Consider the following 19411-nt stretch of genomic DNA (forward strand, 5'->3'; position numbering starts at 1 on the left):
TCAATGCGTTGGAACGGGAGGTGAACCCATGCCGGCCTTCTACAGCGACGACGAGCGCGCCGCCTGGAATCTCGCGGAATCGCTCGTCCGGCAGGCCCGGGAGATGATGCGCGAGGCCGAGTCGGCCCTCGAGACCTGGAAGGTCGGCAAGGAGATGAACCGGCTGCGCTGCGCCCGTCGCGGGATCAGCGAGTCGGACGCCGAGATCCGGTGGTCGGACTCGGCGGCCGCGAAGAACGCGCTCACCAACAACAGCTTCCACGTCGGGCTCGCCACGATGTACTTCGGGGCGGCGTCGGCCAATTACTCCCGCGCGCTATATCTGCGCAATCGGGCCGGGCTTCACTGAGGCTTCTCCGCGATCGGCGGCGTGTCCGGACGCGGGGTGTCCGTCGGTGCGGCGGCGGGCCGCGGGTTGTCCGGCGGCGCGGCGGTGGCCGGGCTCGCGAGAGTCAGCCCCAGCACGGCTCCGGCACCGATCAACCCCAGACCGGCGAGCGAGATCTGCCGGCGGTCGCTCTTCTCCATCAATCCTCCAGGAGGCCAACTCGACCGAGATTCGAGAGTGCCACCGCCACCTGTAGTAAAGCTGTGTGCAAGCTGCCAATGACTTGGCCCTGTGGCGGGGGCCCCGGATCAGGCACCATGAACATATGGAGATCGCCAGTGAAACAGAACGTAAATACGACGTTCCCGAGGCGTTCACGCTTCCGGCGCTGATCGGCACCGCGGGCATCCGGAGTACCACCGGAGCGAAGACGTTCGATCTCGACGCGACGTATTTCGACACCGACGACCTGACCCTGATGCGCAACCGCCGGACGCTGCGGCGACGCATGGGCGGCAGCGACGCCGGCTGGCATCTCAAAACTCCGGGCGAGGGCGGCAGCCGGACCGAGCACCGGCTCCCCCTGAACGGCAATCCGGACAAGGTCCCGGCCGATCTCACCGGCCTGGTCCGGGCGATCATCCGGCGCCGCGCGCTGAAGCCGATCGCGCGGCTGCGCACCCATCGGGTCGAGACGCCGTTGCGCGACGCCAAGGGCAACACCCTCGCCCTGGTCGCGCAGGACGCGGTGACCGCCGAGTCCGGGCAGGGCGAGCAACGCTGGCAGGAGGTCGAGGTCGAACTGGTCACCGGCGATGCCGCGCTTCTCGCCGAGGTCGAGCGACTCCTGCTCACGGCCGGCGCGCGGCCCGCCTCCGGTCCGTCGAAGGTGGCGCGCGCCCTCGGCAACCCGCCCGTCAAGGCGCCCAACATCATCAGCAAAGACCCGGTGCTCGCGTACGCCTGTGCCCAGCGCGACGCCTTGACCGAGTGGGACCCGGGGGTGCGTCGGGGCGACCCGGACTCCGTACACAAGATGCGTGTCGCCACCCGTCGCCTGCGCAGCACCCTGAAGACCTTCAAACGCACCTTCCCCGGCAACGACGACCTCAACGTCGAGCTGAAGTGGCTGGCCGACCTGCTCGGCGCCGTCCGCGACGGCCAGGTGCAGAAGCACAAGCTGTACGACCCGGTGGCCGCCGCCGGTCCGGACTTCGCCGCGGCCGCCAAGCGCATCGGCAAACACCTCGACGACCAGGTCAAGCACGGCCTGCGAGCGCTGTCCGACGAGTTGGACGGCGAGCGTTACCTGACGTTGCTGGACCGGGTCGACCGTCTCACCGTCGAAGGCGTACCGGAAAATGATCCGCTGGCCCGGGCTCGCAAGAGCCTGGCGAAGGCCGATCGCCTGCTGGACCAGGCACTGGCCGACGGCGAGGACACCGAGCTGCACGAGGCCCGCAAGGCGTACAAGAAAGCCCGCTACGCCGTCGAGGTCTTCGAGCCGTCCGCCGGCAAACCCGGAAAAGATCTGATCAACCGGTTGACTGACCTGCAGGACGTGCTCGGCGCGCATCAAGACTCGGTGGTCGCCCGCGAGCTGCTGCGCGAGCTGGGGCCGGACGACTTCTGGTTCGGGGTGCTGTGGGCGCGCCAGGAGCAGGTCGGCAAGGACACCTACGCCCAGCTGCCGGTGGTGGTCGAGGAGTCCCGGAACAAAAAGCTTCGGAAATGGATCAATTGACGTTCACCTCACCAGAGTTGCCCGAGGACCGCTCCAGGGTATGAAGTGCAACTATGCAGGCCGACGGATACGAGATCACCAACCCGTACGACGGACCGATCTCCGAGCTGGGCGGATACCGGGTCGCGGACGACGATGACGATGATCCGGTGCTGCTTAACGCGGACGGCACACCGGTGGACACGTGGCGCCAGAATTACCCGTACGACGAGCGGATGGCCCGCCACGAGTACGACCGGGACAAGCGGCTGCTCCAGATCGAGCTGCTCAAGCTGCAGAAGTGGTGCAAGACCACCGGCGAGCGGCTGGTCGTGCTCTTCGAGGGGCGCGACGCCGCCGGCAAGGGCGGCACGATCAAGCGGTTCATGGAGCACCTGAACCCGCGCGGATCGACAGTCGTCGCGCTGGAGAAGCCGAGCGAGCGCGAGAGTACGCAATGGTATTACCAGCGCTACGTCGACCACCTGCCGGCCGCCGGCGAGATCGTGCTGTTCGACCGGTCCTGGTACAACAGGGCCGGCGTCGAGCGCGTCATGGGCTACTGCACCCGCCCGGAGTACCTGGAATTCATGCGGTCCACCCCGGAACTCGAGCGGATCCTGGTGCGCTCCGGCATCCACCTGGTCAAATTCTGGTTCTCGGTCACCCAGGGTGAGCAGCGGACGCGCTTTGCGATCCGCCAGGTCGATCCAGTACGCCAGTGGAAGCTCTCGCCCAACGACCTGGCCTCACTGGACAAGTGGGACGACTACACCGAGGCCAAGGACGCGATGTTCTTCTACACCGACACCGCCGACGCGCCCTGGACGGTCGTGAAGAGCAACGACAAGAAGCGGGCCCGGCTGGAGGCGATGCGGTTCGTGCTCAACCGTTTCGAGTACGCCAACAAGGACGACGAGGTGGTCGGCAAGCCGGATCCGCTGATCGTCGGACCGGCGTCGCTCGCGGTCGAGGGCACCGAGATGTCGCCGCGCGTATTCCCGAGGCTCTAGTGCCGGTTGTGACATCTAAATCATTGGCATCGGCCTCCCGGCGTAGATAACGTGGCCGTACACGTGAAGGGAGGTGGTCCGAAGTTGTATACCAACGGGACTCGTGAGGTGGCTGTCCGCTAGCCGCTGTCCTTGACAGCTTCGTTCTTGTAGCACGTCAAGACCGTGTGGCAGCGGTCGCGGCGAATACCAGACAGCCATCCGACCCTCGGGGATCCGGCCTTGTCCGACCGGACCACGCACGTGTGCCTACACATGTGAGTGGAAGATCCCCGGGGGTCGCTTTTATCCGGCGGAGCTTCCGGCGACCCGGGGGAGCCGATCGTGAGCCGTGAGCTGGTCATCTTCGGCACCGCGAGTCAGGTGCCGACGCGGCACCGCAACCAGAACGGCTACCTGCTGCGCTGGGACGACGAGGTGATCCTCTTCGACCCCGGCGAGGGCACCCAGCGGCAGATGCTCATGATGGGCGTGGCCGTCACCCCTATTCGGCGCATCTGCGTCACCCACTTCCACGGCGATCACAGCCTCGGACTGCCCGGCATCCTGCAGCGGATCTCCCTCGACAAGGTCCCGCACCCCGTGACGGTCCACTATCCGGGCGAGCACCAGGAGTTCTACGACCGGCTGCGGCACTCCACCAGCTACTGGGACAACGCCGACATCGTCGCGTCCCCGGTCTCCGGCGCGAGCTTCTCGGTGCCCACGCCGGCGGGGCGCCTCACCGCGCTGCCACTCTGGCATTCCCTTCCCACGTACGGGTATCGAGTCGACGAACCGCAAGCCCGCCGCCTGGTCCCGGCCCGCCTCGCCGAACACGGTATAGCCGGGCCGGCCGTCGGCGAGCTGCTGCGCGCCGGACACCTCGGCGACGTGACGCTGGAGCAGGTGAGCGTGCTGCGGCCGGGTCAGAGCTTCGCCTTCATCATGGACACCGGGCTGTGCGACAACGTGTTCGCGCTGGCCGACGGCGTCGACATGCTAGTGATCGAGTCGACGTTCCTGGCCGAGGACGCCGAGACCGCCGTGCAGTCCGGTCATCTGAACGCCGGTCAGGCCGCGATGGTCGCGCGCGAGTCCCACGTACGCCTGCTGGTGCTCACTCATTTCTCGCAGCGCTACCCGGACGCGAGCCGGTTCCTGGACGAGGCGCGCAAGGAGTTCGACGGCGACATCGTGGTGGCCGAGGACCTGACGAGAATCCCGGTACCGTCCCGAAATCAATGACAACCGGATCGCCGCCCGGCCCCGTCTGAGGGGTGAGACAGGCCAACGAGGGGACGGGCGATGCGCGACGAAGCCGAGCAGGAATACGTCGAGTACGTGACGGCGCGGGTGCCCGCGTTGCGGCGGCTCGCCTACGTCCTGACCGGCGATGGTCACCGGGCCGACGACCTCGTCCAGCAGACCATCACCACGTTGTACCTGAAGTGGCATCGTGCGCAGGCCGCGGACAATCTCGACGCGTACGTGCGCACCATGCTGGTCCGCACCTATGTGGACGAGAAACGCCTGGCGTGGTCGCGGGTCCGGCTGTTCCGGGAGACCCCGGAGTCGGTTGTCGAAGACCGCGGGGTCGAGGAACGCGAGGTGCTGCGTCTCGCGCTGCGCAAGTTACCCCGGCGGCAGCGCGCGGTGGTGGTGTTGCGGTTCTTCTACGACCTCTCGGTCGAGGATGTAGCCGCGACGCTGGGCTGCTCGACCGGCACCGTGAAAAGCCAGACCTCGCGGGGGCTGACCACGCTGCGCTCGCTGCTGGGTTCGCGATCGCTCATCCCACTCTGATCTGTCCCCGATTCGTCCTAGGGAGCCGAGACATGTCATCCGAACTGGACCTGCTGCGGTCGCTCGACGACGAGCCGGACACCCCGTCCACCGTCGACATCCGCCGGGCCATCGCCACCGCGCGCCGCCGCCGGGTGCGCCGTTCCGTGGGTTATGCGGGTGCGGCAGTCGTGACCGCGGTGTCCGTCGCCGGGGCCTCGATCGCGACCGGGGTCTTCGGCGGCGGGCCGCTTACCCCGGCCGCCATCGCGCCCGCCTCCGGCGCCCCGGCCGCCTCCGCCGCCCCGGCCGCCTCCGCCGCCCCGCCCGGCTCCGCCGCGCCCGCCTCCGCGTGGGCGCCTGCCTCCTGCACGCTGGAGCGTCTGCCGGCGCCGGACAAGGCTCCGATGGCGATCATCGGCGGCATCGACCCGACCGGCCGCTACCTGGTCGGCCGCTCTTATCCGAAGGGCGGCGGCTATCAGGCCGTCCTGTGGCACGACGGCAAGCCGACGAAGGTCAACATGCCCGGCGACCTCGAGGAGGACCTCCGGGCGGTCAACTCGTCCGGCATCGCGGTCGGGTTCAGCTACGACTCGGGCGGCTCGGTGCCGTACGCGTATTCGAACGGCGATCTGACCCGGCTGCCCGGCGTGCAGCACGGCGACGCGTACGCGCTCAATGACAACGGCGAGATCATCGGCAGCAACGCGGACGACAAGCCGATCGTGTGGAAGTCCCTCACCGACGCGCCGGCCAAGCTGCCACTGCCGGCCGGCACGAAACAGGCGGCGGCCAGCGACATCGACGAGGACGGCACGATCGTCGGCAGCATCGACTACCGGATCCCGTACGTCTGGCTCCCCGACGGCACCCACCACGCGCTGCCGATGCCGGAGGTGGATGGCAAACCGGTGGCGGTCGCGCAGGCGCACAACGTCAGCAACGGCTGGGTGACCGGCATGGCGAGCGTTACCGACCATGCACTCCAGGGCCTCACAAAGGACGCCGCGGACCAGTTGCGGGCGGTGCGCTGGAACCTGCGTACGGGAGAGGTCGACATGAGCACGGCGCTCAAGCGGCCCGCCGACGACGTGAACCCCGAGGGCTGGCAGATCGGCACCGACCAGGCGGGCCACGCGGCGCTGGTGACCGGGAAGGGCACGGTGGTCCTGCCCGAGTTGGTCCCCCGCAAGCCCGACGGCGTCTCCACGATCGCCAACGCGATCAGCGCCGACGGCCGCCTGATCGCCGGCCAGTCCGACGACCGGAAGGACGTCATCCAGCCGGTCGTCTGGCACTGCAAGTAGCCCAATGCTCGACCGGCCGGCGAGGGGTAACCCTCGCCGGCCGGTGCGGTTCACGGACGGCGAGGGTGGCGCGCTCCACGACGTGCTGGAAGCAACCGTCCGGTGGAAGGCCCGAAACAGGGGCAGCGGACCTTCCACCTTTGACAGCGGATCGAGCCAGACGCGATCTAGATGAATAAGCCCTAGGTCGCGCGGTCAACGCGGAACTTAGCCCCGCGGCCATCCCTCATATATCCGACATTTGCGGTAAATCGCCAGATTGCTGGGCTTCGACGCAGCTGCGCTCGGCACGGCGCTTCCATTCCGTGGGACGGACGGCCGCTTGCTGAGACCGGCGACCACGTCGTGGGCTCAGTGTCCGCGATGTGAGACCCTCATCCATTGTGGAGGGTATCTTTGCCAGGTAATGGGCCTTTTGCCCGGCCGACACTCCCGGCCGAATGTGAACCTTGGAGAGTTGTGGCTCGTATGTGGGCGCAACTCTCCAAGGTCCGCGAAAAGTCCACGATGTGACCGCCGCGTCCCACATAGCGGGCGGCGGGCGGATCGCCGGCCATCACTGGATTGCGGCCTGCGACCCGAACCGCCGGACCTCCTGAGGCCAGCCGCAGGCCTCCGCGATCTTGCCGGCCCACATCCGGGCCGTTTCCTCGTCGGCAACGTCCACCACGGTCAGCCCGCCCAGCCACTCCTTGGTTTCGACGTAGGGCCCGTCGGTGAACATCAACGTGCCGCTCGTGGCGTCGGCGCTGAAGACGGGGGCGTCCTCCTCCAGCCCCCCGGCGAACACATAGGCCCCGGCCGCCTTGATCTCGTCCACGACCGCCTTGGCGAGTGGCCCGCGCCCGCGAAACCACTCCTCGGTGTGGTCACCGACCCACTGCTGGTTGAAGTAGATGAGGTACTCGGCCATGTCTGCTCCCTCGGCTCGGGCGAACCCTCTGTTCGCCCCATCGTCGCTACGAACGGCGTCCGCCCGATCCGACACCTCAGGCCGAAAAATGTCACATCGATGGCGGGTCCGTCACGAGTCCACGCGGCCCTGGCGCGGATCCGCGGACCCGCGCCAGCCGCACGGCGAGGTCAGGCGACCTTCGCGACGCCGACCGGGCAGGTCATGCCGTTCGGGCACGGCATGGACTATGAATCACAACGCACGACCAACTCCTGTACGCCGTCCTCCGCGACGACCGCAGCCAGCAGTGGCGGTGTCTGCGGGGTCCGACCGGACGCTTGTGGGGTACTTTGGTACCAGGCTACCCTCGTCGAAGGAGGTGTCCGTATGCCTGCCAAGGCCGCGCCCATCAAGGTTGACGTAGAAACCGATCGCCTCATCTCGCATGCCGCCCATTTCCTCGGCAAGGCCAAGAAGGAAGTCGTCGACGCCGCGGTGCGCGAGTACATCGATGCCCACCGCGACGAGATCAACCAGGGCGTCCGTGACGCGATGCAGCAACTGGACGGCACGCCCGAGAGTGCCGTGTCCCTGCTGACCGGCATCCCGAGCGATCGCATTGCCGATTATGGCGGTATGCGTAAAAGGGACTAATTCGCCCCGGCCTTCGTGAGGACTAGTCGCTAGACTAGATCGATGCAAGGTTCATCCCCCGCGGTACGCCCTACCCGGCTGTGCCTCACCATGCTGAACATCGAGATTCCGACCCTGGACGTGAAGATTTCCGACCTGAACCATGACGTGATCGTGGAGGCTCAACGGCTGCCGCAAGCGCACGCGGCGAACGGCGCTAAACGGATACTGTCGCTGAGCGACAGTTGTGGTTAAAGGTCAAGACCGGACGTTGGCGGGGAGCCGCAACACTCTTGACCCAAAGGGACGAAAGGCTGCTCGGTAACCCGCCCGTGGACCTGGCTCGTTGGTGGCTCGGCGCTGCGGGATTCCGGCGAGACGGTGATCCGGCCGATTTCTATGCGGCCCTCGAAGCGACGGCCAAGCGCGATGCCAAGGCTGTCACGGCAAGCGTGCGCACGGATCGCTGGCTGCCCGCCACGTGGGACTGGGAACGCCTTCGACTCGAGCACGCGGTCGCGTGGGAAGCCCAAATTCGACGGTTGGTCGGCACGCTGATCGCCAGGTCGTTACGTACTGGGCGCACCTACCAAGCTGACCTGGCGCACTACCGCGTCAAGGCGATGGCGCTGGCGCATGACGGCGAAACGTATCTGGTGGTGGGCTTCGACCATCTAGCCGACCCGCGGGTGCTCGCCGTGATCCTCGCTTCCGTCCCCGGCGTCGACAGAGACAGCTGGATGGTCGAACCCGGCAACGTCATGGGCATCGAACCGGAACCGGGCGAGATCGTCTGGTCGACCATCCTGCCGCCGGCCGTGGCCGCGCGGTTGCTCGCAGCTTTTCCCGTCGGGGACGACGCGGAATGACGAAGGCCCTCCTAAAGGTGGCCGGTGTCGTTGAAGGCGACCAGCATCGGTGGGCGGGCCGCGTTCCACTCGAGGATGGTCAGCGCGGCGTTTGCCTGGTTCAGGCCTAGCCAGCGCCAGTCCGGGGCGTCGAGCACGTGCCGGACGAACCAGCCGATCACGAAGTTGTGGGTGATCAGGAGGTGGCGGCGGTCCGCGTCGCCGGTTGCTCCGAAGTGTTCTACCGCGGCTCGCAGATAGGTGGCGTTTTCGTCGCGCTCGGCCGGGGGCACGCGGTCCAGCCACGCGTGCCACCGCTGTGGATAGTCGGTGCGGCGGTCGGCGGACGGGACCGGGGTGCGGTCGGTGACGTGGTCGCAGGGGTGGCTCGGCACCTGTGGGAGATGGGTGGCCACGATGTCGGCGGTCTCGGCGGCCCTGGCCAGTGGGCTGTGGTGGATCGCGTCGAACGGCACATCGGCGAGCCTGCGGCCCAGCCGATCCGCCTGCTCGCGACCCAGCGCCGAAAGACCGCCGCCGGCCCGGCCGTGCGCCAAAGGCTCACTGCCTGCCCGGCCGTGCGCCGAAAGCCCACCACCGACGGCCGGGGTGCCGCTACCCGTGGGTGGGGCGGCCGGGCCGTGGCCGGCGGGCGGGGCCTGCTCGCCGTGGCGGACGAGGTAGAGCCGCGTGGAAGGCATCGATGCAGACGATAGCTGACCCGATCATGGGGGTTGTGATCGCGGCGCTAATGTCGGGCGGGTGAGTGTGATGCTGCGTACGGCCGGGGAATCTGATCTTGCTGTTGTTGGCGGGCTGCACCAGCGGTCGCGGACGTCCGCGTACGCGCACATCCTGTCGGACGACGCGCTGGCCGGTGGGGCGGCGCAACCGCTTGGCGAGTGGTGGGCGGAGCGCTGGAAATGGGAGCGTGACACCCATCGCATGACGATTGCTGAAGAAGACGGAAAAATCGTGGGATTTACCTACGTGGGGCCCAGCGGTGAACCGGGGGTCGGCGAGCTCTACGCCATTCACGTCGACCCGGCACACATCGGTACGGGCGTCGGCAAGGATCTCATACGGCACGCGGAGTGCCAGCTCCGCGAGATCGGCGGGACGCGTGCCGTGCTGTGGGTGCTGGAGGAGAACGAGCGGGCGCGGCGCTTCTACGAGCGCGGCGGCTGGCGGCCCGACGGCACGACCCGGGTGGAGAGCGTGAGCGGCCAGAAAGTGCCGCAACTGCGCTACGCCAAGACGTTGGTGGGCGGGAGCGCGTGACCGAGATACTGCGGGGGAACCTGTAGTCACGCGCTCCCGCCAACCGCCCCGCCCAAACCGGGGGTCGCGCCTGGCCGGAGGCGCTGGACCGGCGGAGGCGTGCCGGTCCTTGACCAGTTCAAGGGCGGGTCCTGTTGCGGGATGTCACGACGCTGGCGGGGCGCCGGGACATCACCGCTGGGAGACGTCGCCGGGCTGGGAAGCCGGGGCCTGCCGGGGGAGGTCAAGCTGTCGGCGGCGTCAGGAGCCAGAAAATAGAGTTGTCAGTCGAAGTAACCGCGGTTCAGCGGCGGGTGGCCGGCCTTCAGCGCGGGCATGGCCCGGATGCTGTTGAGGTCGTGCCGTACGGTCCATGCCTCGCGCCACGGCCGCCGCGACACGATCGCGGCCCGTTCGGCGAGCCGGCGTGGTGCGCACGGCCAGCGCCATCCACACCAGACACAGTTGCCGTCGGGTCCGGCCGAGGCGTGCCGTCCGAGCATCTGCTGGGCGTCTTGCCAGAGCAGGTGATCCACGATGCCGGTCGGCGCAGTCTGGTCGGCGATGACCATTTTGAGCTAACCTCCCGTGATAAATCGTGAGAAACCGCTGCGGAACACGTCTGTCACGCCCTATACAACCGCCCGTCACCAAAACCTCGCCGGACTGTGTGTGCGACTGCCGCGACTATGTGTGACGAGCGATGTTCGCCGTGGGCTGACGAGCGATGTTCGCCCTGGGCGGACGTCCGAATGGCATGGAGTCCGCGAGCCCCGTTGTTGCGATCTGCATGGATACCGAACACACGGGTGTCGAACATGAGGCACTCGATGCCTACAGCCGTGTGGTGACCGGCGTCGCCACGAGTCTTCTGCCTTCCGTCGCGGCCCTCGCCGTGCGTACCCCCCGGGGCGCCGGTGCCGGCTCGGCGGTCACCTTCACCGACGACGGATTCCTGCTCACCAACGCCCACGTGGTCAACGGGGCCAGCCGCGGCACCGCCACGTTCGCGGACGGCACCGAGACCACCTTCGACGTGGTCGGCTCGGATCCGCTGTCCGACCTCGCGGTCATCCGCGTGCACAACGCCGGCGCCCCGGCCGCTCCGCTGGGCGACGCCGACACCCTCATGATCGGCCAGCTGGTGGTCGCGGTCGGTAACCCGATGGGTCTGGCCGGCTCGGTCACCGCCGGGGTGGTGTCCGGTCTCGGCCGGTCGCTGCCGGCCCGCGACGGCCGCCGGGTCCGGATCATCGACAGCGTCATCCAGACCGATGCCGCACTGAACCCCGGCAACTCCGGCGGCGCCCTGGCCGACTCGACCGGCACCGTCGTGGGGATCAACACCGCGGTCGCGGGCTACGGGCTGGGGCTCGCCGTCCCGATCAACTCGACCACCCGGTCGATCATCGGCGAGCTGGTCGGCTCCGGCAAGGTCCGCCGGGCCTGGCTGGGCGTCGCCGGCGTGCCGCAGCCGCTGCCGCCGGCCCTCGGCGACCGGCTGGGGCAGAAGCTCGGCCTGCGCGTGGTCGAGGTCGTTCCGGGCAGTCCGGCCGGCACCGCCGGCATCTACCTGGGCGACGTGCTGATCTCCGCGGGTGGTCAGCCGATCCAGACCGTGCAGACGTTGCAGCGGCTGATGCTCGGCCCGGCCATCGGCCAGAGCCTGCCGATCACGCTGCTGCGCAAGAACGCGTTGGTCGATGTGGTGACCGTTCCCGCCGAATTGGACTGACGAGACGACCGGAGTACTGTCCGCTAATGATCTTCCGGAGGCGGTCCAAAGCCGCCGCCATCACGGCCTTCTGGACGTGGTGGGAGGCGGCGCGCCCGCGTGCCGAGAAGATGATCAGCGGGGTTCCGGACGATCGCTTGGCGGCCGAGCTCACGGCTCTGGTCTCGGCGATCCACCCGGGGCTGCAGTGGGAGTTCACCACCGGCTCCGAGTCCACCCACGTGCTGGTGGTGACCTCGGGCGGCGATCCGGCCCTGCGGTCACTCGCCGAGCGGTGGCGGCGGGCCTCCCCCGAACCCGACGTGATCTTCGCCTACGCGGCGGCCCGCCCCGGAAACCCGTCCGCGCTGGCCGGCGTCCTGCAGATCGACGGGCACCGGCTCGCGCTCACCGACGCCCGCTTCGACGCCATCCCGGACGAGGCCACCCTCGCCGTACATGTCCGGGTCTGGCATCCGGAGTTCGCCGCGATGACCGAGCAGTCCCGTACGCAGGTCGCGTTCTTGACCTTGGATTGGCTGCTCGGCGAGGACGCGGTGGAGATCTGGGTGGGCGAGATCGCCGCGGTCAGCCGCCCTGGGCCCGACCTGACCGGCGGGGAGCTGGCCAACGTCGTGGCCGGCATGGCACCGCAGGACGGCACCGAACGCTGGGGCACGCTGACCGGCACCCGGCGCGGCAAGCCGCTGGTGGCGCTGGCCCAGGTGCCGCTGAAGCCGGCCCGCTGGCCGGGCTGCGACCTGCACATCCGGGTCGACGTGCCGTACCGGCTGCGGGACGAGAACGGCTTCCCGGCGCAGGACGCGTTTCCCGCGTTGTACGCCCTCGAGGACCGGATCACCGAGTTCGCCGACGGCGCCGTGGTGGTGGCGCACGAGACCTGCGACGGCGTACGCACCACGCACCTCTACACCGACCGGCGGGCCGCCGCGCACGCGCTGGAGCCGGTCATCGCGACCTGGCCGGACGGCCGGATCCGGATGACCGTCTCCCCCGACCCGCGCTGGGAAGCGGTCGCGCACCTGCGCTGAGCTCGCGCAAGGGCCGAGCCCGGCCGCGGTGAGCAGGCCGGACCCGGCAAATCGGACTCAGACCACGTGGGCCAGCAGGTCCTGCCTGGTCAGCACGCCCGCAGGCTTGCCGTCGATCAGCACCATGGCCGCGTCCGCCTTCTCCAGCAGCGCCACCGCCTCGCTGACCGGCTGGCCCCCGCCGATCACCGGCAGCGACGGCCCCATGTGGCGCTCGATCGTGTCGTGCAGGTGGGCCTGGCCGCTGAACAGCGCGTCCAGCAACGCCTTCTCCGCTATCGAGCCGGCCACCTCACCGGTGACCACGGGCGGCTCGGCCTTGAGGACGGGCAGCTGTGAGATGCCGTACTCGCGCATGTAGTCGATCGCGTCGCGAACCGTCTCGGTCGGGTGGACGTGGACCAGCGGTGGCATCCGGCCGTCCTTGCCCGCCAGGGCGTCGGCCACGCTCGGCTCGCCCTCGCCGGTGCGCAGGAAGCCGTAGCGCGCCATCCAGTCGTCGTTGAAGATCTTCGACAGGTACCCACGACCGCCGTCCGGCAGCAGGACGACCACGACGTCGTCCGGCCCGGCCCGGCGCGCCACCTCGAGCGCCGCCACCACGGCCATCCCGCACGAGCCGCCGACCAGCAGACCCTCCTCGCGGGCCAGGCGACGGGTCATCTCGAACGAGTCGGAGTCGGACACCTCGATCACCTCGTCGGCGATCGCCCGGTCGTACGTGGTGGGCCAGAAGTCCTCGCCGACGCCCTCGACCAGGTAGGGCCGGCCGGTGCCGCCCGAGTAGACCGAGCCCTCCGGGTCGGCGCCGATGATCCGGACCGGGCCCTGCTCCTTGAGGTAGCGCCCGACGCCGGTGATGGTGCCGCCGGTGCCGACGCCCGCGACGAAGTGGGTGATCCGCCCGTCGGTCTGCTTCCACAGCTCGGGGCCGGTGTCCTCGTAGTGCGAGCGCGGGTTGGCCAGGTTGCTGTACTGGTCGGGCTTCCACGCGCCGGGAACCTCACGGGCCAGCCGGTCGGAGACGTTGTAATACGAGCGCGGGTCTTCCGGGGCCACGGCCGTCGGACAGACCACAACCTCCGCCCCGTACGCCCGTAGGACGTTCTGCTTGTCCTCACTGACCTTGTCCGGGCACACGAAGATGCACCGATAACCACGCTGCTGGGCCACCAGGGCCAGTCCGACCCCGGTGTTGCCGCTCGTCGGCTCGACGATCACGCCGCCCGGCTGAAGCAGGCCGGCCTTCTCCGCGTCCTCCACCATCCGCAGGGCTATCCGGTCCTTGACCGACCCGCCGGGGTTGAAGTACTCGACCTTTGCCAGCACCGTGGCACGGATGCCCGCGGTGACCTGGTTCAGCTTGACCAGGGGCGTGTTGCCGATGATCTCGACGACGTTGTCGTAATAACGCACACCTCAGCCTACGACCACGCGGGCCCGCTGCTTCTCCCACTCCAGGAAGCGTGTCGTCTCGGACAGCACGGCACCGGCCAGCCAGGTGATCATCACGGCGTCGTCGACGAGACCGAAGACCAGAAAAACCGCCTCCGGGATGAAGTCGACCGGGGAGATCACGTACGCTGCGGCGGCCGCCATGGCCAGCACACGTTTACCGCCGTCATATTCACCACGTGCTGTGGCCTTCATCATGCGGGGCAGCGCCGCGAGTCGCCTGCTCAGCGATGGTCCGCCTCGGGCACCGGACATCAAAGCACGTGCTAGAGCAGTAAAAGCAGCCGTACGTTTGAGCGTTTTCGCCATGTTGTTCCCCTCTCCGCAACTCCAGCATGACTTGGGCGCGCCATGATTGCTCATCGCGTCAGCGCGTTAGCCTCGAATTCCCAGACTGTTTTGGATCTTCACGGAGCGACAGATCTTCACGGAGCGACAGCGAGGGTTACGTGAGCACGATCGAGATCACCGCCGACGACTGGCGCCGGATCAAACTGGCCGGCCAGATCATCGGCGGCGTCACGGGGGCCGCGGCCGCGATCACCGCGCTGTCGGCTGGGTTACTGATGCGCCAGGCGGCCGACGCCCGGCGCATCATTCCGATGGCCGAGGCGCCACCGCCACGGGGCGACGGCATGTACGGCGCCAAGTTCGGCGGCAAGGTCATCAACATGGTCATCATCGGCGACTCGCTGGCCGCGGGCTACGGCGTACACCGTCCCCGCGAGACCCCGGGCGCCCTGCTCGCCACCGGCGTCTGCCGGCGGCTCAAGAAACCGGTCCGGCTGCATCGAGTGGCCGTGGTCGGTTCCATGTCGACCGGCCTGCCGTACCAGGTGGACGCCGCCCTTGAATATCAGCCCGACGTGGCGGTGATCTTCATCGGCGCCAACGACGTCACGCACGCCATGGATCGGGCCGGGGCGGTGCGTCACCTGGCCGAGGCGGTCCGGCGGCTGCGCGAGACCGGCTGCAAGGTCGTGGTCGGCACCTGCCCCGACATCGGCACGATCCGGCCGATCAAGGCGCCGCTGCGCTGGATGGTCCGCCAGTGGAGCCGCGAGCTCGCCGAGGCGCAGACCGTCGCGGTGGTCGAGGCCGGCGGCGCCACGGTGTCGCTGGGTAACCTGGTCGGCCCGATGTTCGAGGCCGATCCGGTACGCATGTTCGGCTCCGACCGTTTCCACCCGTCCGCCGAGGGCTACGCTCGCGCCGCCGCGGTGGTGCTGCCGACGCTGCTCGCCACGCTCGGCGAGGACGACCGCCCGGCGCTGAAGGGCACCGAGGGCGTCCGCACGCTGGCCGAGGCCGCGCAGGAGGCGGTCCGCGCGGCCGGCACCGAGGTCAGCGCGACCAAGGTCGGCGGGCGTGAACGCGGTCCGGCCGGGCGCTGGGCCGTACTGCGCCGGCACCCTTGGTTCGGCGAGCCCCGATTCTGGTTCGGGCACCGGCCGGCGGCGCCGTCGGCTCCGGCTACCACCGTTCCCAGCGGCCGCTCCACCGGCGGGGCCGTAGGGTGGACACCAGAGGATCAATGACGCAGGACCCCGCAGGGAGGCGAGGAATGGCCGGGCTGAACGCACGGATCGGCAAGGCGGCGGCCACCGGCCTGGTCGCCGGCGTGGTGGGCGGGTTCGCGCTCGTGGCGGGCGAGGTGCTCGCCGCGAAGGCACGCCGCTACGCCAAGCCGACCATGGGTCTCGCGCTGCGGACCTCGATGGGCAAGATCTCCGCGCCCACCGTGCGCCTGGTTCTGCTCGGCGACTCCGGCGCGATCGGCGTCGGGGTCGAGTGGCTGTCCGAGACCGTCGGCGGCCAGCTCGCCCGGCTGCTGGCCGAGGGCACGGCGGACACCGGCGAGCGGCACGTGCTGCTCTCCAGCGTCGGCGTGGCCGGCTCCCGATCCTCCGACCTGGCCACCCAGGTGGCCCGCGCGCTGCTCGGCGACCGGCCGGACGTGGCGGTCGTGCTGATCGGCGCGCACGACGCGACCAGCATGCGCAGCCCCGAGGAGTCCGCGTCCCAGCTGGGCCAGGCGGTCCGGCGGCTGCGCGACGCCGGTGTGCGGGTCGTGGTGGGCACGTGCCCCGACCTGGGCGCGATGCGGGCGATCGCGCCGCCGCTACGCCAGATCGCCGGGTTAATGGGCCGCCGGATGGCGAAGGCGCAGGCCCGGGCGGTGCTCGCGGCCGGCGGCGTGGTGGTCGACCTGGCCGAGGAGACCGGCGCGGTGTTCCGCGCGGACGCCGGAACGCTCTGCTACGACGGCTTCCACCCATCGGCGGACGGCTATCGCGTGTGGGCCCACGCGCTCTATCCCGCGGTCGCCAAGGCGGCCATGAGCGGCGTGTGAATTATTGGCACTTCCGATGCATGTTACCGACCGGTTAACGTGGGGCGCATGCCGGAAGCCGTCATCGTCGCCACCGCCCGTTCCCCCATCGGACGCGCCGCCAAAGGCTCGTTACGCGACCTGCGCCCCGACGATCTCGTCACAACGATCATCGATGCGGCGCTCGCCAAGGTCCCGCAGCTCGACCGCACCCTGATCGAGGATCTCTACCTCGGCTGCGGCCTCCCCGGCGGTGAGCAGGGGTTCAACATGGCTCGCGTGGTCGCCACCAAGCTCGGCCTGGACGGCCTGCCGGGCGCCACCATCACGCGGTACTGCGCCTCCTCGCTGCAGACGACCCGCATGGCGTTCCACGCCATCAAGGCGGGCGAGGGCGACATCTTCCTCTCGGCCGGTGTCGAGACCGTTTCCCGGTACGCCCGGGGAAACTCGGACGGTCTGCCGAAGGAGGCACGCGAGCTCGTCGGCGGCGGCTGGGAGAACCCGCAGTTCGACGAGGCCCGTGCCCGGACGGCTCGCTTCGCCGAGGGCGGCCAGGTGTGGCACGACCCGCGCGCCGACGGGCTCCTGCCGGATATCTACCAGGCAATGGGACAGACCGCCGAAAACCTGGCGCAGCTCAAGGGCGTCTCGCGCCGGGAGATGGACGAGTTCGGCGTCCGCAGCCAGAACCTCGCCGAGAAGGCCCTGGCCGACGGCTTCTGGCAGCGCGAGATCACCCCGGTGACGCTCCCCGACGGCACCGTGGTCTCGGCCGACGACGGCCCCCGTCCCGGCGTCACCATGGACGGCGTCGCGGGCCTCAAGCCGGTGTTCCGCCCCGACGGCCGGGTCACCGCCGGCAACTGCTGCCCGCTGAACGACGGCGCCGCCGCGGTGGTCGTCATGAGCGACACGAAGGCGCGCGAGCTGGGCATCACGCCGCTGGCCCGGATCGTCTCGACCGGCGTCACCGCGCTCAGCCCCGAGATCATGGGCCTGGGCCCGGTGGAGGCCTCCCGGCAGGCGCTGGGCCGGGCCGGCATGACCATCGACGACATCGACCTAGTGGAGATCAACGAGGCGTTCGCGGCCCAGGTCATCCCCTCGTACCAGGACCTGCGAATCCCGATCGAGAAGCTGAACGTGAACGGCGGCGCGATCGCTGTGGGCCACCCGTTCGGGATGACCGGCGCCCGCATCACCGGCACGCTGCTCAACTCGCTGGAGTGGCACGACAAGAGCATCGGCCTGGAGACCATGTGCGTCGGCGGCGGCCAGGGCATGGCGATGGTGGTCGAGCGGCTGAGCTGAGCGCTCCCCAGATTTCCGCCGGGTCCGGCCTGCCACGAGCGGCCGGGCTCGGCGGAGCCCTTTCTAAAGCTTTTCCCGTACGGCGTCCACCGCAGCCGTGGCCTCGCCGAGCTGGTCCGGCGCGGCCGTCGCCAGCAGGTCGTCGGCCATCACGCGGATCTGATCGGGCAGGATCATGTCGTGCTCGCGCGGCACCGGGCGGCGCGGCCGGCCCTCGGCGTCGGCGGCGAGATCGGCCAGCAGCTGCACCAGGGCGTAGACCCGGTCGCCGCGGCCGTTGGCGGACCAGCGCGGCTGCTCCCAATGCCGGACCTGGGTGAGCAACCGGTCGGTCGAGGTGGCGAAATCGGTCACCTGACTATTCTGCGCGGACGCAAAAAGGCGCCCGGCCCGCGGGGAGTCGGACCGGGCGCCAAGCTGGTGGAGCTAGTCGTCGCCTTGCAGGAAACTCAGCAGGCGCAGAACCTCCAAGTACAGCCAGATGAGGCTGACCAGGATGCCGAACGCGGCCGTCCACGAATAGCGCGCGGGCAGGCCCATCCGCACGCCCTCTTCGATCTCGTTGAAGCTGAGAATGAAACTCAGCGCAGCCACGACGATGCAGACCAGGCTGAAGATGTATCCCAGCGGGCCGTTGTCGCGCAGTCCGGTGTTGACGCCGAACAGCGAGAGAACCAGGTTGATCAGCATGACGGCGAAGAGGCCGCCGATGACCGCGATGAGGCCGCGGGTGAACTTCGGCGTCGCCCGGATGACCCGAGCCCGATACAGCACGGCCATCAGGAAGAAGACGCCGAAGGTGGCGACCACCGCCTGCAGGATGATCCCGTCATAGCCCAGGAACTCCTGGTAGGTCTTGCTGACCATGCCGACGAAGATGCCCTCGACCACGGCGTAGACGACGACGAGCGCCGGGTTGGCCATGCGCGAGAACGAGATGATGAACCCCAGCACGAGGCCGACGAGCGCCGCACCGATCCAGGCCGCGGCCGACAGCGTGTTGGGAATGACGTTCCACGCGACGATCGCCGAGATACCGGTGATGCCGAGCAGCACCACCGTCTTGACCACGACGTCGTCGATCGACATCGGCCGGACGGCCGGTGGCGACGTCGGATATCCGGCGGCGGTCGGGTACGGCTGCCCCTGATCCGCGTAGCCGGCGGGGCCATAAGCCCCATACCCGGCCCCACGCTCACGCTGGGCCGCCTGCCCCAGGCGCGAGAGCACCGGATTGTTTGTCTTCACTGCGTCCAGCCTCCTCGAGGTTGATTAGGCGCCCATCTAGATTAACCGGACAACCTGATCACGAAAGTCCCCGCAGCCTGTGAGGACCCTGAAAACTCAACGACCACCCCACCCCCCAGCCCCACCAGCAAGCCCCAAATCACAAACACCGAAATTTTCGAAATGTCGGACAGGGAAAGAGGGGCTCGACTTGAGAAAAGGGCGCTTCGGCGGCCAGGGCGGCAACTGCGCGAAGTCAGGCGGGGCAGCTTTGCCGAAGGGCACGGCGACAACCGCACCAAGCCAGGCGAGCCACCGGTTTACCGAAGGCCACGGCGCCAACCGCACCAAGCCAGGCAGACCGCCCGTTTACCGAAGGGCACGGCGGCGACAGCGCCAAGTCAGGCGGGGCGCTCTCGCCGAAGGCAAACGTCGATAACCGCTGGCCGAAGGCCCCCAGCGAGGAGCGAATTGGCGCGTTGATGAGTTCAGGCTCCCCCGCCGCCGGCGAAGCCGTCGTCGGGGGAGCCTGAACTCATCAAC

Annotated in this window: 23 protein-coding genes; 15 read left to right on the plus strand and 8 right to left on the minus strand. The window is 69.0% G+C overall.

The window, feature by feature from the left end:
- Positions 1 to 28: 28 nt before the first annotated feature.
- Positions 29 to 349, plus strand: a complete 321-nt coding sequence (locus tag HH310_RS07480; protein WP_169174672.1) for a hypothetical protein — start codon at positions 29 to 31, stop codon at positions 347 to 349.
- On the opposite strand, the gene HH310_RS07485 is transcribed toward HH310_RS07480, so the two are convergent.
- Entirely contained in the window at positions 343 to 528 is a 186-nt protein-coding gene (locus HH310_RS07485; RefSeq protein ID WP_169174673.1) for a hypothetical protein, read from the minus strand. The genes HH310_RS07480 and HH310_RS07485 overlap by 7 nt on opposite strands.
- A 125-nt stretch (positions 529 to 653) precedes the next feature.
- Between HH310_RS07485 and HH310_RS07490 the strand changes: the two genes are divergently transcribed.
- The 5 genes from HH310_RS07490 (at position 654) to HH310_RS07510 (ending at position 6138) form a co-directional block, all read left to right on the plus strand.
- The gene (locus HH310_RS07490) at positions 654 to 2072 is read left to right on the plus strand and encodes a CYTH and CHAD domain-containing protein (RefSeq protein WP_169174674.1); all 1419 of its coding nucleotides are present in this window, start codon (positions 654 to 656) and stop codon (positions 2070 to 2072) included.
- Positions 2073 to 2125: 53 nt separating this feature from the next.
- Positions 2126 to 3064, plus strand: coding sequence for a polyphosphate kinase 2 (gene ppk2 / locus HH310_RS07495; protein WP_169174675.1), 939 nt, complete (start codon positions 2126 to 2128; stop codon positions 3062 to 3064).
- 321 nt (positions 3065 to 3385) lie between these two features.
- Positions 3386 to 4291, plus strand: coding sequence for a ribonuclease Z (locus tag HH310_RS07500; RefSeq protein ID WP_169174743.1), 906 nt, complete (start codon positions 3386 to 3388; stop codon positions 4289 to 4291).
- A gap of 60 nt (positions 4292 to 4351) precedes the next feature.
- A complete protein-coding gene (locus HH310_RS07505) occupies positions 4352 to 4849 on the plus strand; it encodes a SigE family RNA polymerase sigma factor (RefSeq protein WP_169174676.1) in 498 nt (165 codons plus the stop codon).
- 32 nt (positions 4850 to 4881) lie between these two features.
- Entirely contained in the window at positions 4882 to 6138 is a 1257-nt protein-coding gene (locus HH310_RS07510; protein ID WP_169174371.1) for a hypothetical protein, read from the plus strand.
- 556 nt (positions 6139 to 6694) lie between these two features.
- Here the strand turns inward: HH310_RS07510 and HH310_RS07515 are convergent.
- The gene (locus HH310_RS07515) at positions 6695 to 7051 is read right to left on the minus strand and encodes a YciI family protein (protein ID WP_169174677.1); all 357 of its coding nucleotides are present in this window, start codon (positions 7049 to 7051) and stop codon (positions 6695 to 6697) included.
- Positions 7052 to 7420: 369 nt separating this feature from the next.
- Between HH310_RS07515 and HH310_RS07520 the strand changes: the two genes are divergently transcribed.
- The 3 genes from HH310_RS07520 (at position 7421) to HH310_RS07530 (ending at position 8535) form a co-directional block, all read left to right on the plus strand.
- Positions 7421 to 7687: a hypothetical protein gene (locus tag HH310_RS07520; protein WP_169174678.1), complete on the plus strand. Its 267-nt coding sequence runs from the start codon at positions 7421 to 7423 to the stop codon at positions 7685 to 7687.
- Between the two features lie 42 nt (positions 7688 to 7729).
- Entirely contained in the window at positions 7730 to 7921 is a 192-nt protein-coding gene (locus HH310_RS07525) for a hypothetical protein (RefSeq protein ID WP_169174679.1), read from the plus strand.
- Positions 7922 to 7998: 77 nt separating this feature from the next.
- Positions 7999 to 8535 carry a hypothetical protein gene (locus tag HH310_RS07530; protein ID WP_169174680.1) on the plus strand — a complete coding sequence of 179 codons (537 nt, stop codon included), beginning with the start codon at positions 7999 to 8001 and terminating at the stop codon, positions 8533 to 8535.
- Positions 8536 to 8546: 11 nt separating this feature from the next.
- Here the strand turns inward: HH310_RS07530 and HH310_RS07535 are convergent, their stop codons facing one another.
- Positions 8547 to 9215: a histidine phosphatase family protein gene (locus tag HH310_RS07535; RefSeq protein WP_169174681.1), complete on the minus strand. Its 669-nt coding sequence runs from the start codon at positions 9213 to 9215 to the stop codon at positions 8547 to 8549.
- 61 nt (positions 9216 to 9276) lie between these two features.
- On the opposite strand from HH310_RS07535, the gene HH310_RS07540 reads away from it, so the two are divergent.
- Positions 9277 to 9795, plus strand: coding sequence for a GNAT family N-acetyltransferase (locus HH310_RS07540; protein WP_169174682.1), 519 nt, complete (start codon positions 9277 to 9279; stop codon positions 9793 to 9795).
- A gap of 263 nt (positions 9796 to 10058) precedes the next feature.
- On the opposite strand, the gene HH310_RS07545 is transcribed toward HH310_RS07540, so the two are convergent.
- Positions 10059 to 10346, minus strand: coding sequence for a hypothetical protein (locus tag HH310_RS07545; protein ID WP_169174683.1), 288 nt, complete (start codon positions 10344 to 10346; stop codon positions 10059 to 10061).
- A 218-nt stretch (positions 10347 to 10564) separates the two neighbouring features.
- Here HH310_RS07545 and HH310_RS07550 point away from each other — a divergent pair, with 218 nt between their 5' ends.
- Together HH310_RS07550 and HH310_RS07555 are read left to right on the plus strand one after the other, a co-directional pair.
- Positions 10565 to 11509 carry a S1C family serine protease gene (locus HH310_RS07550; RefSeq protein ID WP_169174684.1) on the plus strand — a complete coding sequence of 315 codons (945 nt, stop codon included), beginning with the start codon at positions 10565 to 10567 and terminating at the stop codon, positions 11507 to 11509.
- Between the two features lie 26 nt (positions 11510 to 11535).
- A complete protein-coding gene (locus tag HH310_RS07555) occupies positions 11536 to 12540 on the plus strand; it encodes a DUF695 domain-containing protein (RefSeq protein ID WP_169174685.1) in 1005 nt (334 codons plus the stop codon).
- 57 nt (positions 12541 to 12597) lie between these two features.
- On the opposite strand, the gene HH310_RS07560 is transcribed toward HH310_RS07555, so the two are convergent.
- Together HH310_RS07560 and HH310_RS07565 are read right to left on the minus strand one after the other, a co-directional pair.
- Complete coding sequence (locus tag HH310_RS07560; protein WP_169174686.1) at positions 12598 to 13956, minus strand: cystathionine beta-synthase; 1359 nt, start codon at positions 13954 to 13956, stop codon at positions 12598 to 12600.
- Positions 13957 to 13959: 3 nt separating this feature from the next.
- Positions 13960 to 14304 carry a YkvA family protein gene (locus HH310_RS07565; RefSeq protein WP_169174687.1) on the minus strand — a complete coding sequence of 115 codons (345 nt, stop codon included), beginning with the start codon at positions 14302 to 14304 and terminating at the stop codon, positions 13960 to 13962.
- Between the two features lie 140 nt (positions 14305 to 14444).
- Between HH310_RS07565 and HH310_RS07570 the strand changes: the two genes are divergently transcribed.
- From HH310_RS07570 to HH310_RS07580, 3 genes are read left to right on the plus strand one after another with little or no spacing between them, the layout of a single operon-like run.
- Positions 14445 to 15533, plus strand: a complete 1089-nt coding sequence (locus tag HH310_RS07570) for an SGNH/GDSL hydrolase family protein (protein ID WP_312033893.1) — start codon at positions 14445 to 14447, stop codon at positions 15531 to 15533.
- 26 nt (positions 15534 to 15559) lie between these two features.
- Complete coding sequence (locus HH310_RS07575) at positions 15560 to 16348, plus strand: SGNH/GDSL hydrolase family protein (RefSeq protein WP_169174689.1); 789 nt, start codon at positions 15560 to 15562, stop codon at positions 16346 to 16348.
- A 48-nt stretch (positions 16349 to 16396) separates the two neighbouring features.
- Positions 16397 to 17641, plus strand: coding sequence for an acetyl-CoA C-acetyltransferase (locus tag HH310_RS07580; RefSeq protein WP_169174690.1), 1245 nt, complete (start codon positions 16397 to 16399; stop codon positions 17639 to 17641).
- 63 nt (positions 17642 to 17704) lie between these two features.
- On the opposite strand, the gene HH310_RS07585 is transcribed toward HH310_RS07580, so the two are convergent.
- Together HH310_RS07585 and HH310_RS07590 are read right to left on the minus strand one after the other, a co-directional pair.
- Positions 17705 to 17995, minus strand: a complete 291-nt coding sequence (locus HH310_RS07585; protein WP_169174691.1) for a hypothetical protein — start codon at positions 17993 to 17995, stop codon at positions 17705 to 17707.
- Positions 17996 to 18067: 72 nt separating this feature from the next.
- The gene (locus HH310_RS07590) at positions 18068 to 18889 is read right to left on the minus strand and encodes a Bax inhibitor-1/YccA family protein (RefSeq protein WP_169174692.1); all 822 of its coding nucleotides are present in this window, start codon (positions 18887 to 18889) and stop codon (positions 18068 to 18070) included.
- Positions 18890 to 19411 lie beyond the last annotated feature (522 nt).

Source organism: Actinoplanes sp. TBRC 11911 (assembly GCF_012933445.1).
Taxonomy (GTDB): domain Bacteria; phylum Actinomycetota; class Actinomycetes; order Mycobacteriales; family Micromonosporaceae; genus Actinoplanes.